A 12,590-nucleotide genomic window follows, 5' to 3' on the forward strand; every position below is an offset into this window, starting at 1 on the left:
TAGCCGAGCATCGAGCAGAACAGCAGGTTGCCGGCCGTCACGACGACGGCGACGATGGTCGAGTTGAGGAAGTAGGTCGAGAACTTCAGCCGGGAGAACAGCTGGGCGTAGTTGTCCCACGAGGGGTTCTGCGGCAGCCACGTCGGGGGTGCCTGTCGCAGCTCACCCTCACCCTTGAAGCTGCCGAGGATCATCCACAGGAAGGGGGAGATCACCGCGAGGAGGGCGATGGTCAACAGCACGTAGAGCCACCAGCGGTTGCCGCGTCGGGTGGTGTTCATGGCCGGCCCCTCAGGTGTTCTCACGCAGCAGGCGGAACTGCACGGCGGTGACGATGGCGATGGCGACGAAGATGAGGTAGCTCACCGAGGACGCGAAGCCGTAGTTGCCGAAGCCGAACTGCTTGTAGGTGTACATGGACATCGAGATGGTGCTGTTGAGCGGGCCGCCGTTGGTCATGATCAGGGGCTCCTCGAAGAACTGCAGATAGCCGATGGCGGTCGTCACAGAGACGAAGAGCATCGTCGGGCGCAGCATCGGCAGGGTGATGTAGCGGAAGCGCTGCCACGCCCCCGCCCCGTCGATGGAGGCCGCCTCGTGCAGCACGAACGGGACCGCCTGGAGCCCGGCGAGGAAGATGATCATCGCCGTCCCGAAGTTGCGCCACGAGGCCATCAGGATCAGTGAGGGCATCGCCCAGTTGGGGTCGCCGAGCCAGTTCGGCCCGGAGATCCCGACCCAGCCGAGCACTGTGTTGATCAGGCCGAAGTCCTGCTGCAGGAGGAAGCGCCAGACCACGGCCACGGCGACGATCGAGGTGATCACGGGGGTGTAGAAGCCGAGCCGGAAGAACCCGCGGAACCGGGTGATCCCCTTGTCGAGGACCACGGCGGCGGCCAGGGCGACCCCGAGCGTCAAGGGGACGCCGACGACGACGAAGTATGCCGTGTTGCGCGCCGACTGCAGGAACGTCGGGTCGCTCAGGGCCCGCGCATAGTTGTCGAGCCCGATGATGTTGACCCCGAAAGGATTTCGCAGGTCCTTGGCCTTGGTGTCCGTGAAGCTCATGAAGAGCGACTGGACGACGGGCCAGGCGGTGAAGGCCAGGAAGAGCAGGCAGAACGGGATCGCCAGGACCCAGGCCGCTCGGCCCTCCCGGGGGCCGGACCGGCGACGCCGACCGGGCGATGACCCGGACGCGTCTGGCCGGTCGGACCGCCCGCGCGACGCTGCGCGGGCGATCGAGCTGGTGCTGGTCACTTCGTGCCGGTCCCGATCGACTCAGCCTGCGACTGCGTCTCCTTGAGCGCGGCGGCCGGGTCGGCGCCGGTCTTGGTGACCTTCTCCATCTGGGTGTCGAACCCGGAGATGACCTGCTCCCAGGTGGCGAACGACGGCGGGGACTGGGCGGTCTTGAGCTGGGTGCCGAACACGGAGAGGTTCTTGTCCGAGGACAGGGCCGGGTCGGTCCACGCGCTGGCGACCGACGGGAGGTCGGTGGAGGACTTGTACCACTGCGCCTGCACCTTGGGGTCGGCGAGCCACTGGACGAACTTCCACGAGCTGTCACGGTTCTGGCTGTTCTTGAAGACGACGAAGTTGGAGCCCCCGACGAACGAGGACGACGTCTTCTTCGCCGGAATCTGCATCACGCCGTACTTGCTCTTGAAGTCGGCGCCGCCGACCTTCTCGACCGCTGACATCATCCACGGGCCGGAGATGAACATCGGGACCTTGCCGCTGACGAAGTCGGGCTCGGTGGTGGGAGTGGCCGGCGCCGCCTTGTCCGAGATGCCGTCCGCGAAGTAGGACTGGTAGTACTTCACCGCGTCGAGGACCTCAGGCGAGTTGAGGTTGTAGGCGTTGCCGCCGTCCTTGGTGAGGTTCGCTCCGTTCGACCAGGCGAACGGCATGATCGACTGCCACGACCCGGTCCCGCCCGCCTGGAAGCCCATGCCCCACTTCGCCCCGGCCTTCTCCTGCATGGCCTTGGCCATCGCCTTGAGGCCTTCTTGGTCGGTGGGCGGGGTGGTGAACCCGGCCTTCGCGGCGAGGTCCTTGCGGTAGTAGACCAGCCGGGTCTCGACGTACCACGGGATGCCGAAGGACTTGCCGCCCACCTCGGTGGTCTTCTGGGCACCCTCGAAGAAGGCCGACTTGTCGATCGAGGCCGGCGTCGGGTCGAGGGCGCCGAGACCGGCGAACTCACCCATCCAGGTCGTGCCGACCATGGCCGCGTCGGGGGTCTTGTTCGCGGTGATGGCGGTGGTGAACTTGTCGTGGGCCGAATCCCAGGGGATGCCGGTGACCTCCACCTTGACCCCGGGGTTGGCCGTCTCGAACTCCTTGGCGAGGGCGGGCAGCTTCTCGCCCTCGGCGCCCATGGCCCACACGGTGATCGTGCCGTTGGCCTTGCCGTCGCTGATGCCCTGGGCGGTCGCACCACCGGAGGCCGTCTCGCCGCCGCGGCCGCACGCCGACAGCGCCAGGGCGGCCGTCGTCAGGGTGACGACCGCAAGGGTCCTGGTGTGCTTCATGTCCGTCTCTCTTTCGTGGGGGGTTTCGTGGGGGCAGAAGTCGTATGCCGGAGGGCAGGCTGCGCGGGGCAGCCGCAGCTGGCGCGCAGGACCACCTCCGTGGGGAGCAGGTGAGGAGTCTCGAGGGGTGGCGCCCCGGACACCCGTTGGTGGAGACGCTCGGCGGCCAGCGCGCCGAGCTCGTGCACGGGCTGGCGCACGGTGGTCAGGCCGGGCTTGATGTATCGGGCGGCCATCACGTCGTCCCAGCCCACGACGGCGATGTCTTCAGGCACCTGGAGGCCGCCGTCCTGCAGTCGGGCGATGACGGAGAGGGCGAGCTCGTCGTTCGCGCACACCACGGCGTCGGCCTTCAGCCTGCCGCTGAGCAGCCGGTCCGCCACGGCCGCTCCTTCCTCCTCGCGGAAGGCAATGGCCACTGGCTGACGGGCCCGGCGTCGCAGAGCCCGGTGCGCGTCGACGAACCCCCGATACCGGTCCTGGACGTCAGGTGCAGCGTCGGGGTCGCCGACGAAGAGCAGATGCTGGCGAGCATGGCCCACCAGCAGGTGGGTGGTCAGGGCCATGGCGCTGTCGTGGTTCTCGGCGCTGATCGCCTCCACACCGGGGCGTGGGTCACCCGCAATCATCACGAGGGGCTTGGTGCCGTGCAGGCTGCGGACCACGTCGTCGGAGATCGTGGCGGAGCCGAGCATGGCCACACCGTCGACGCGGGTGGCCAGCTGCCGCACGGCCCGTCCGAGGTCTCGCTTGCCGGCAGCGAGCAGGAGGACCACGCTCTGCCCCAGCTCGGCGGCTCGGGACTCGAAGCCCAGGAGCAGGTCGGCGTAGTAGGGCCCGGTCAGCTCGGGCAGGACGAGGCCGTGGGCCTCGTGGTGTCGCACGGCGAGGCTCCGGGCAGCACCGAGGGGCATGTAGTTCAGCTGGGTCACCGCGTCGAGGACCTTCGTGCGGGTCGAGTCGGAGACGTTGGCCGAGCCCTGCAGAACTCGGGAGACGGACGCGATCGAGACCCCGGCGAGCGCGGCGACGGAGTAGATCGTCGACGCCGAGCGGGTCTGGGTCGATGCGGACATGTCCTCGCGCTCCTTTGCGCGTAAGCGCTTGCGTAAGCGCTTACATTCCGGGTTGGCAACGAGTGTGCCCGACGATTCCCGCCAGCGCAAGGGGAGGCGCCCGAATGCGACTGCCTCTTCCCGTCACGCTCCACGGTTCGTCACAATGAGTGTGATCCCGTCCCGTCCGCCCGTCCTGTCGAACCAAGGAGCCCCGATGATCTTCATCGCCGCCAAGTTCCAGATCAAGCCCGAGCACGCCGACGCGTGGCCCGAGATCTCCCGCGAGTTCACCCAGGCCTGCCGGGCGGAGGAGGGGTGCCTGTGGTTCGACTGGTCACGCAGCCTCGACGACCCGACGGAGTACGTCCTCGTCGAGGCGTTCCGCGACGACGCAGCGGGCGGGGCGCACGTCAAGTCCGCCCACTTCGCGAAGGCGACCTCGCAGCTGCCGTCCTACCTCGTGAGCACCCCGAAGATCATCAACTGCTCCATCGAGGGGACCGGCTGGTCCGAGCTGGGGGAGATGGCCGTCTCCGCCGCGGGGTGAGCGCTGGGTAGTCTCGCCGCATGGGCCAGCTGTCGTGGAGTGCACCGCACGAGCGTGCCGAGGGCGAGCTGCTCGTGCGCAGGGCCCCCGGGGCCGTGGAGGTCACCTTCAACCGCCCCGAGAGGCTCAACGCGTTCACCGAGAGGATGTACGAAGAGCTGCTCGCGCTCTGTGCCGAGGTCGCCGTGGACCGGTCGGTGCGGGTGGTCGTCTTCCGCGGAGCGGGTGGACGTGCCTTTGCGGCCGGCAGCGAGATCTCCCTGTTTTCCGACTTCCGGTCGGGGGGCGAGGGGATCGCCTACGAAGCGCAGATCCGCCGTGTCCTCGGTGCGATCGCGGCACTGCCCCAGGTGACGGTTGCCGCGGTCGACGGCATCTGCGTCGGTGGTGGGCTGGCGGTGGCGAGCTCGTGCGATCTGCGGATCTGTTCTCCTGAGTCGAGATTCGGCATTCCCATCGCCCGCACGCTCGGCAACGCGTTGTCCGCGTCGATCGTCCTGCGGTGCGTCGAGGTCTTCGGTGACGGGTTGACCCGCGAGATGCTGCTTGCGTCGCGGCTGGTCAGCGCAGACCGTGCGTATGCCGTGGGGGCCGTGATGGCGGTGGTGCCGGGTGGGTCCCTGGAGGCGGAGGTTGCCTCGATCATCGACGGTGTCCGCCAGTCTTCGAGAGTGACGATCGAGGTGACCAAGGAACAGCTGCATGGCGGTGCTGCCGGCCATGACGCTGCGGCTGACGACGCGCGCATGGCGAAGGCGTATGGCGGTGAGGACTTCCGGGAAGGTGTCCGGGCCTTCCTGGCGAAGGAGAAGCCGCAGTTCGGTGAGTGAGGCCTGGGGTTGGAGGGGGGTGAGCCGGGCAGTATGCGCTGCCCCTCCTGGTGGGCAGCGCATAGTGCCCGGCGTGAGGGTGCTGGTGGTGGCCACCCGGGCCGGGGGCGTGTGAGACTCCCGGCATGCATCGCTTTTCGTCGACGACAGACTCCGAGGCCGTCGTGGCGGCTGACCGTGCCGCGATCTGGGCAGCCCTGACCGACCCGAACGTCCTGCCGAAGCTGACGCCCCTGTTGGAGCGCATCGAGGCCCGGGACGACGTGTGGCGGTGGGAGCTGCAGCGTTTCCCGGTGCTGGGGGTGGTGGTCGACCCGACGTTCACCGAGCGGATGGACTTCGTGGAGCTGCGCCGGATCGGCTTCGCCCACGAACCGCCGCAGGGCAAGGACGAGCGGGCGGGCGCTGAGGGCTGGTATGAGCTGAGCGATGCCGAGGGCGGGACCCATCTGTCGATCAGTCTGACGCTGCACGTGGAGCTGCCGCTGTCACGGTTTGCGGGGCCGGCCGTGCAGGCGGTGATGAAGAGCGCGATGGCATTGACGGGGGACCGGTTCGCGACCAACCTGGAACATCACCTGGGGCTGCGCTGACCCGACGTCGACCCGTCCCAAAAGGTGTCGGACGGGCCCGTGGCTGACAAGCCCGGCCCTGGGCTTCGAGCGCTGTCATGGATGCGAGTCAGTCGTCGACGAATCTCCGTTCCGCGCGTTCGGCTTCCAGCGCTCCCGGTAGGGCCGCCAGAGGGCCCACGTGGCGTGCACGGCGGGAATTCGGCTCACGTGCCGGTCAGCTGACTGTGGCCTCGGGTGTCCTGGCCGGTCGTTGTGGCGCCGTCAGCAAGGCCGACCGGACTCTGCTCCCGTTGGGGTTTCGTACCTTCGCGACACTGCTCGACTCGAGCCTGCCAATCCTTGACCGAGTGGCCCTGTCCAGCCTGCGCGACCCTCCACCGCCGGCACCTACCAAATCCTGCTTCCATGGCTGGCCCCCCTGCTGCGCCTGTGGGAGATGTATCTGGACCACGGAGGCTTCCCCATCTGCGTCGACTGGGACGGCGTACTCGCGGCTCGGACCGTCCTGGACACCAGGCCCACAGCAACGCCTGGGCCCCTGAGCCCCTGAGCCGCCGTGGCCGGCCACGGGATCCGCGACCTCCGGCACACCCTCCCTTCCTCCGATCCATGCGAAGGCGCGACCCGGCTCACGGCATACGGGTCAGGCGTCGATGCTGGACATGTCGCCGTAGCGGGCGCCGGCCACCGCGTCACGCGGTACGGCCGTCGCGATCGCGGCGAGGTCCTCGTCGGTGAGCCGGACGGCGGCGGCGGCAACGTTTTCCTCGAGGTACTTCACGCGCTTCGTCCCGGGGATGGGGGCGATGTCGTTGCCCTGGGCGAGGACCCACGCCAGCGCGAGCTGACCGGGAGTTGCCCCCTTGGCCTCCGCGAGCTCGCGGATCCTGGCAACCAGTGCGAGGTTGGCGTCGAGGGCTTCGCCCTGGAAGCGCGGGAAGTAGGCGCTGCGACGGGAGTCGTCCGCGGCGAGGTCGTCCGTCGTGGCGATGGCACCGGTGAGCAGGCCCCGTCCGAGCGGCGAGTAGGGGACCAGGCCGATGCCGAGCTCGCGCAGCGCCGGGAGGATCTCGTCCTCGATGTCGCGGGTGAAGAGGGAGTACTCGGTCTGCAGCGCCGTGATCGGGTGGACCGCGTGCGCCGTGCGGATGTTCGCGACGGATGCCTCGGAGAGCCCGAGGTGGTGCACCTTGCCGGCCTGGACGAGCTCGGCCATGGCGCCGACGGTCTCCTCGATCGGGACGGTCTGGTCGACGCGGTGCTGGTAGTAGAGGTCGATGTGGTCGACGCCGAGCCGCTGCAGCGACGCATCGGCGGCCTTGCGGACGTAGTCCGGCTTGCCGTTGATGCCGAGCCGGGACCCGTCCTCACCGCGTTCGTTGCCGAACTTCGTTGCCAGGACGACCTCGTCGCGCCGGCCGGCGATGGCACGGCCCACGAGCTTCTCGTTGGTGAAGGGGCCGTACATGTCGGCCGTGTCGAGGAACGTCACGCCGAGCTCGAGGGCGCGGTGGATCGTGGCGATCGCCGCGTCCTCGTCGCCCGTCCCGTAGAACTCCGACATACCCATGCAGCCAAGTCCCATGGAGGAGACCGTGAGGGCAGAGGTGGTGCCGAGGGTGCGGGTGCCGAGGGTGGTCTTCGTGGTGTCATCTGTGCTCATGAGGACGAGTCAACACCTTGGAGTGCACTCGAAGTCAACTCCGCCCCTCGCGGATCTCGGCGTCGGTGAACCCCGACGCCTCGAGCCGGTCCGTGTAGATCCCGATCTTGTTGTCGATGGCGCCGAGGTGCTCCGTCACCTCGGAGAGCAGGGTCAGGACCCGGGCCCGGTGGGCACGCAGCAGCCCGAGTCGAGCCAGCTCGTTCCCCCCGCCCGCGCGGCACATCTCGGCATAGTGCTTCACCTCCCGGATCGGCATGCCCGTGGCGCGCAGCCGGGTCAGCATCGCGATCCAGCGCAGGTCCTCCTCGGTGTAGACGCGGTGGCCTGAGCTCGAGCGGCCGACCGCGCGCAGCATCAGGCCGTCGCGCTCGTAATAGCGCAGCGTGTGGCTGGTCAGTCCGCTGCGCTCGGCGGCGGCCGCGATGCTCAGGCCCTGGGTGGGTGCAGTGATGGTCACGCGTCATCATGTGCCTTGGAGTGGGCTCGAAGTCAACACGGACAAGGGCGGACACAGCAGGGCCAGCCGGTATGCCGTGCAGCCCCCGTCCAGTTCCCCCGGATACGCTGGTCAGGTGCTTCCCTGGCTGACCGTCGTCGTGCTCGTCTCCACCGCGGCGTTCGGCGTCATGGCCGCGTTCTACGTGCTGCGCCACCGCCCGATCGACGACCCGATGATCATCGTCCTCGGGGTGCTCGAGCTGGCCCTGATCGTCCAGGTGGTCGTCGGGATCGCCCAGGGGGTCTCGACCTCCCGCGACTACGAGAAGCCGGTGTTCTTCGCCTACCTCGTCACCGTGCCGTTCATCGCGCCGGTCGCCGCGTTCCTCGCCCTCAAGGAGAGGACCCGCTCGTCGATGGCCGTCGTCCTCGGTTCCGCCGTCGTCGTCGCCGTCCTCGTCGGCCGGCTCAACCAGATCTGGAGCCTGCATGCCTGAGCGCGCTGACGACACGAGCGTCGAGCTGCCACAACGGCATACCGGCAAGGGTCTGGGGTTGGTCCTGGTCGCGCTCTACGGGCTCTTTGCCCTGGCGGCGACCGGGCGGGCGACGTTCCAGATCATCGCTGACTTCGGCAGGGCGCCGGTGGCCTACCTGCTCTCGGCGCTCGCGGCAGTGATCTATCTCGTCGCGACGGTGGCCCTGGCGCGGGGCGACCAGACCTCGGTGCGCGTGGCGCGGATCGCCATCACGACGGAGATGGTGGGCGTGCTCGTCGTGGGGCTGGTCTCCTACCTCGTGCCGTCTGAGTTCCCCGACAAGACGGTGTGGTCGCACTTCGGGGCGGGGTACGGGTATGTGCCGCTCGTCCTGCCGGTCCTCGGACTTCTGTGGCTTCGCCGCACCCAGCAGACGTTGCCCTAGCGCCCTCCTCCTCGACCGTCACCGTCACGCAGACGGCCCCTCCGGTGACCACCACGGTCACCGCAGCACCGGTGGTGAACACGGTCACGGCCACCACGACGGTCACCGTCGCCCCGCTCGTAGTGGCCGGTGCCTCCGGAGGGGCGGGTGCATCCACGGGGCCCGGCGGCTCGTCCGGCGTGCCCGCGCCCCTCGTCGGCCAGGGGTCGGGGTCCTCGGCCCCCTACTTCGGCAGCTGTTCCGAGGCGCGTGCCGCCGGGGCGGCCCCGATGCACGTCGGGGACGCCGGGTACCGACCGGGGCTCGACCGCGACAAGGACGGCGTCGCCTGCGAGTGAAGGGTCACGTCCGGTCCGTCCCGGTGCCGGAAGGGCGTCACGTCATCGGCTCGAGCGTCGCCGCAATGACGCAGTACGCCTCGTAGCGTCGGTGGACGTCGAGCTCACCGACGCGCTGCAGGGACTTCTTCATCGAGCGACGACCGAAGACGTGGATGCCGGCGACGGTGGTCTTGCGGGAGAGGCTCGAGAGGTCGGCATCGACGAAGCAGAGCGCGCCGTGCACCGGGATGTCGGCCAGGGTCGGGACGGCAGCCAGAGCGTCGGTCACCGCAACGAGCTGCGACGCGAGCCCGGCCAGGAGGGAGTTGCGGTCGCGCCCGTTGACGAGGAGCTGCTCGCGCACGGGCGAGAGGAAGCCGCCGGTGCGCCTGATGGAGACCTTGGCATCGGCGTAGCGCTTGGCGTCGATGACGTAGACCCCCGTCGCGGCGACGGCGATGTGGTCGATGTTGGCGCGGCTGCGGGGGATCCGCCGGTCGTGCAACGCGTAGACCCAGTCGGCGGCGAGCTCGGTGAGGGCCTCACCGACGGCCACCTCCCGCGGGCACCGACGGCCCAGGCCCGGGTCGACTGCGGCGGCACGGTGTGAAGGTTGACGAACCTGCGCAGACCACGCATCTGCGCGATCTCGGCGTCGCGTCTGGCCGTCCGCCGCTCGAACTCACGCCGGGCCGCAGCGCCGGGCACCCCGGGGAGGGGGGCCTCGCGGGGCAGCTCGGCGACGGGCCCGGCCTGGGGGACGGGTTGATCCCCGGCGAGACACGGTTCGCAGACCACCACCTTGGCCACCCGGTCGTACCCCGCGCGCTCGCCCTGGTCGAGCTGCGCGCCGCAGCCGCACTCCCCGGCATACCGCAACCGCATGACCTTGACGTCGCTCGACCCTGGCATGAGCACGAGTGAACCCGCCCTCCCGGCTCTGCGGAACGCTTCCCGCCGAAAGGGGGCTGAACGGCGAGCGGAATCCAGCGGACCGGCGTCAACGAGTGAGAGGCTGAACACGACAGGTTGCTGGTGCCGCACGTCAGAGGGAGAGGACGGACCAAGATGCTGGTCAGCGCATATGACCCCCTGGCGAACGGCCGATCCGATGCCGACCCGCCGTTCGACCTCCTCCTGGCCGGGACGGTCTTCCTCGACATCGTCTTCACCGGTCTCGAGTCGATGCCGAAGAAGGGCACGGAGGTCTGGGCCGACGGCATGGGATCGTGCCCCGGGGGCATCGCCAACCTGGCCATCGCCTCGAGCCGCCTGGGGATGAAGACGTCGCTGGCGGCGGCCTTCGGGGACGACGACTACGGCGACTTCTGCTGGCGCACCCTCGAGGAGCAGGAGGGGGTCGACCTCAGCCGGTCACGGCGGTTCGAGAACTGGCACTCCCCGGTGACGGTCTCGATGTCGGTCCACCGCGACCGCAGCATGGTCACCCACGGCCACCCGGCGCCGGTCTCGGCGACCGAGCTCGTCGGCCACCCCCCGCGCACCCGGGCCGTGCTGGTCGACCTCGGCCAGCCAGCCGCCGACGAGGGCTGCCCGTCATGGGTCGAGTTGGCCCGCCAGGACGGTGCCCTGATCTTCGGCGACATCGGCTGGGACGCGACGGGCGTCTGGTCACCGCAGACCCTGGACCAGCTGGCCGGATGCCACGCGTTCCTCCCGAACGCCGACGAGGCCATGGCCTACACCCGCACCGAGACCGCCCACGATGCGCTCTACGTCCTCGCCGACCTCGTGCCGCTCGCCGTGGTGACCAACGGCACCGAGGGAGCCCTGGCCATCGACGGGACGACGGGGGAGGAGGCGCACGTGCCAGCCCTGCGCGTCCCCGCCCTGGACCCGACCGGCGCCGGCGACGTCTTCGGTGCCGGTCTGGTCCTCGGCACCCTCGCGGGTTGGAGCCTCACCGACCGGCTCTCCTTCGCGACCCTGTGCGCCGCGCTCGCCGTCCAGCAGTTCGGCGGCTCCCTGGCCGCACCTGGCTGGGGCGACATCGCCGACTGGTGGCACGGCACCCGCGACGCGGAGGACCCCTCGTCCTACCACTCGTCCGTCGTGCGGCGTTACGGCTTCCTCGAGGAGATCGTCCCGCACGTCCCCGGGGGAGCCGTCCGTCGCGCCGCCGCGACGATCGCCCGGCATGCCGATCTCCAGAAGGGCTGAGGTCTGACTGAGCCGCCGTCCGGCGGGGGACGACGGCGTGTGGCGTGTATCAGCCGGCCCCCGGCGATCTCCTCCTGGTGCCCCCGCTGCGTGCGGACGCGGAAGGAGTGCCATGACCACCTTCGACGCCATCCCGATGCTCAAGGCCCCCGTTGCCTGGCCGACCTGGGTCGTCGGTGCCGTCGGTGCCGTCATCGTGCTCGCCGCCCTCGACCTCGTCGGCGCGATGGCCGCCAAGGAGTGGGCGACCCGGGCGACCCTCACGCCGCTGATCGTCGGGGTGACCGCGTTCCTGACGCTCTTCTGGGTCTATGCGTCGGCGCTGCAGTACGCGGACCTGGCGCTGGTGACCCTGGGCTGGATCGTTGTGCTCCAGGTGGGGCTGCTGCTGCTCGACCGGTTCCGTTACGGCGTCGAGATGCCCACCGGCAAATGGGTGGCCGTGGCGATCATCCTCGCGGCACAGGCCTACCTGCTGATGGCGCCGAGCTCGCCGAGTGCCACCGGATGAGGCTCACCGCGGCTCAAGGACGAGCAGCGGGATCTGGCGCTGGGTCCTGACCTGGTAGTCGGCATACTCCGGGTAGGCCTCGACCGCGCGCACCCACCACTCGTAGCGTTCCTGGCCCTCGAGCTCACGCGCCCGGACCGGCGTGGTCGTCGTGCCGTCGTGGATCTCGATGTCGGGGTCGGCCACCAGGTTCGCGTACCACTTCGGGTTGTCCGGGGCGCCGCCCTGGCTCGCCACCGCGAGGTAGTCACCGTGGTGCTCCACGCGCATCAACGGCACCTTGCGGACCTGGCCGGACTTTGCCCCACGCATCGTCAGCAGGACGATCGGCAGGCCCTTGAGGTCGGTGGATCGGGTGTCGCCGGTCCGCTCGATCATCTCGACCTGATCCCGGACCCAGTCGCGCGGGCTCGGCGCGTAGTCACCGTCTGTCGTCATGGCCTCATCCAACCATCACCGTCTGTCAGACGCGCGAACTGCCCTGTGGACAACCGCGACGGTATGCCGTGGGCGCGGCAAGCTTCTCGCCATGACCTTCGAGGACCTGCCCCCGGACTGGCCGTCCCGGCCGGTGACCGACCCCGACATCACCGCCGACCTGCTCGACCTCGTCGTGCGCGACGCCGACCGCGTCGAGGGTGCCCTGTGCATCCTGCTCTGCGGGGAGCAGGGCCAGCTGCTGCAGCCGATGGTCTTCCCCAGGCCGCCGAACCGGATGTCCCGCGACGGCCGGGCGCGGCTCTTCGAGGTGTTGGAGCACCATCGCAACGGGAGCGGGTTCTGCAGTGGGGTGCTCATCGCCCTCGCCCGCGAGAAGGGCTCGTTCATCACCGACGGGGACCGGGCCTGGCACGAGGCGGCGGTCACCGCCTGCCGCAGGGCGGGGCTCAACCTGCTCGGCGTCTGGGTGGTCACCCGGCACGTCATCCGGCAGGTGCCCGACCTCGCGGACCTGGCCGGTCTGGGCCTCGAGACGGCGTGAAGTCCGTCGAGACGGCGTGAG

General features: G+C 69.6%; 17 protein-coding genes and 1 pseudogene. 10 read left to right on the forward strand and 8 right to left on the reverse strand.

The genetic code is table 11. The features are described from left to right. From ACLL9L_RS11365 to ACLL9L_RS11380, 4 genes and pseudogenes are all read right to left on the reverse strand, one after another. A pseudogene (locus tag ACLL9L_RS11365) lies at nucleotides 1-281 on the reverse strand (carbohydrate ABC transporter permease); the annotation flags it as partial. A 10-nt stretch (nucleotides 282-291) separates the two neighbouring features. After that, nucleotides 292-1,260: a carbohydrate ABC transporter permease gene (locus ACLL9L_RS11370; RefSeq protein WP_411284772.1), complete on the reverse strand. Its 969-nt coding sequence runs from the start codon at nucleotides 1,258-1,260 to the stop codon at nucleotides 292-294. Then, on the reverse strand, nucleotides 1,257-2,537 hold the full coding sequence (locus tag ACLL9L_RS11375) for a sugar ABC transporter substrate-binding protein (protein WP_411284773.1): 1,281 nt from the start codon (nucleotides 2,535-2,537) through the stop codon (nucleotides 1,257-1,259). The genes ACLL9L_RS11370 and ACLL9L_RS11375 overlap by 4 nt, the downstream gene beginning before the upstream one ends. Further along, a complete protein-coding gene (locus ACLL9L_RS11380) occupies nucleotides 2,534-3,613 on the reverse strand; it encodes a LacI family DNA-binding transcriptional regulator (protein ID WP_411284774.1) in 1,080 nt (359 codons plus the stop codon). Before ACLL9L_RS11380 ends, ACLL9L_RS11375 begins: the two co-directional genes overlap by 4 nt. Nucleotides 3,614-3,809: 196 nt before the next feature. On the opposite strand from ACLL9L_RS11380, the gene ACLL9L_RS11385 reads away from it, so the two are divergent. From ACLL9L_RS11385 to ACLL9L_RS11395, 3 genes are all read left to right on the forward strand, one after another. Next, nucleotides 3,810-4,142 carry a putative quinol monooxygenase gene (locus tag ACLL9L_RS11385; RefSeq protein ID WP_411284775.1) on the forward strand — a complete coding sequence of 111 codons (333 nt, stop codon included), beginning with the start codon at nucleotides 3,810-3,812 and terminating at the stop codon, nucleotides 4,140-4,142. Nucleotides 4,143-4,162: 20 nt separating this feature from the next. Next, on the forward strand, nucleotides 4,163-4,972 hold the full coding sequence (locus ACLL9L_RS11390; RefSeq protein ID WP_411284776.1) for an enoyl-CoA hydratase: 810 nt from the start codon (nucleotides 4,163-4,165) through the stop codon (nucleotides 4,970-4,972). Between the two features lie 125 nt (nucleotides 4,973-5,097). Continuing rightward, nucleotides 5,098-5,565 carry an SRPBCC family protein gene (locus ACLL9L_RS11395; protein ID WP_411284777.1) on the forward strand — a complete coding sequence of 156 codons (468 nt, stop codon included), beginning with the start codon at nucleotides 5,098-5,100 and terminating at the stop codon, nucleotides 5,563-5,565. 625 nt (nucleotides 5,566-6,190) lie between these two features. Here ACLL9L_RS11395 and ACLL9L_RS11400 read toward each other — a convergent pair. Then, nucleotides 6,191-7,210, reverse strand: coding sequence for an aldo/keto reductase (locus ACLL9L_RS11400; protein ID WP_411284778.1), 1,020 nt, complete (start codon nucleotides 7,208-7,210; stop codon nucleotides 6,191-6,193). A 34-nt stretch (nucleotides 7,211-7,244) separates the two neighbouring features. Beyond that, nucleotides 7,245-7,670, reverse strand: coding sequence for a MerR family transcriptional regulator (locus ACLL9L_RS11405; protein WP_411284779.1), 426 nt, complete (start codon nucleotides 7,668-7,670; stop codon nucleotides 7,245-7,247). Nucleotides 7,671-7,785: 115 nt separating this feature from the next. On the opposite strand from ACLL9L_RS11405, the gene ACLL9L_RS11410 reads away from it, so the two are divergent. Genes ACLL9L_RS11410 through ACLL9L_RS11420 form a run of 3 tightly spaced genes read left to right on the forward strand, consistent with a single transcriptional unit; the run spans nucleotide 7,786 to nucleotide 8,913 of the window. Continuing rightward, nucleotides 7,786-8,148, forward strand: coding sequence for a hypothetical protein (locus ACLL9L_RS11410; RefSeq protein ID WP_411284780.1), 363 nt, complete (start codon nucleotides 7,786-7,788; stop codon nucleotides 8,146-8,148). Next, a complete protein-coding gene (locus tag ACLL9L_RS11415; RefSeq protein WP_411284781.1) occupies nucleotides 8,141-8,575 on the forward strand; it encodes a hypothetical protein in 435 nt (144 codons plus the stop codon). The genes ACLL9L_RS11410 and ACLL9L_RS11415 overlap by 8 nt, the downstream gene beginning before the upstream one ends. Before the next feature lie 44 nt (nucleotides 8,576-8,619). Further along, nucleotides 8,620-8,913 carry an excalibur calcium-binding domain-containing protein gene (locus tag ACLL9L_RS11420; protein WP_411284782.1) on the forward strand — a complete coding sequence of 98 codons (294 nt, stop codon included), beginning with the start codon at nucleotides 8,620-8,622 and terminating at the stop codon, nucleotides 8,911-8,913. A 37-nt stretch (nucleotides 8,914-8,950) separates the two neighbouring features. On the opposite strand, the gene ACLL9L_RS11425 is transcribed toward ACLL9L_RS11420, so the two are convergent. Beyond that, nucleotides 8,951-9,451, reverse strand: coding sequence for a nuclease-related domain-containing protein (locus ACLL9L_RS11425; protein ID WP_411284783.1), 501 nt, complete (start codon nucleotides 9,449-9,451; stop codon nucleotides 8,951-8,953). Between the two features lie 50 nt (nucleotides 9,452-9,501). Here ACLL9L_RS11425 and ACLL9L_RS11430 point away from each other — a divergent pair, with 50 nt between their 5' ends. From ACLL9L_RS11430 to ACLL9L_RS11440, 3 genes are all read left to right on the forward strand, one after another. After that, nucleotides 9,502-9,819, forward strand: a complete 318-nt coding sequence (locus tag ACLL9L_RS11430) for a hypothetical protein (RefSeq protein WP_411284784.1) — start codon at nucleotides 9,502-9,504, stop codon at nucleotides 9,817-9,819. 144 nt (nucleotides 9,820-9,963) lie between these two features. Then, nucleotides 9,964-11,076, forward strand: coding sequence for a PfkB family carbohydrate kinase (locus tag ACLL9L_RS11435; protein ID WP_411284785.1), 1,113 nt, complete (start codon nucleotides 9,964-9,966; stop codon nucleotides 11,074-11,076). A gap of 112 nt (nucleotides 11,077-11,188) precedes the next feature. Continuing rightward, entirely contained in the window at nucleotides 11,189-11,587 is a 399-nt protein-coding gene (locus ACLL9L_RS11440; RefSeq protein WP_411284786.1) for a hypothetical protein, read from the forward strand. Nucleotides 11,588-11,590: 3 nt separating this feature from the next. Here the strand turns inward: ACLL9L_RS11440 and ACLL9L_RS11445 are convergent, their stop codons facing one another. After that, a complete protein-coding gene (locus ACLL9L_RS11445; RefSeq protein ID WP_411284787.1) occupies nucleotides 11,591-12,025 on the reverse strand; it encodes a nitroreductase family deazaflavin-dependent oxidoreductase in 435 nt (144 codons plus the stop codon). 91 nt (nucleotides 12,026-12,116) lie between these two features. Here ACLL9L_RS11445 and ACLL9L_RS11450 point away from each other — a divergent pair, with 91 nt between their 5' ends. Further along, nucleotides 12,117-12,569 (forward strand): hypothetical protein, encoded by a 453-nt coding sequence (locus ACLL9L_RS11450; protein WP_411284788.1) that lies wholly within the window; start codon nucleotides 12,117-12,119, stop codon nucleotides 12,567-12,569. Nucleotides 12,570-12,590: the final 21 nt, after the last annotated feature.

Source organism: Lapillicoccus sp. (assembly GCF_046595215.1).
Taxonomy (GTDB): Bacteria; Actinomycetota; Actinomycetes; order Actinomycetales; family Dermatophilaceae; genus Lapillicoccus.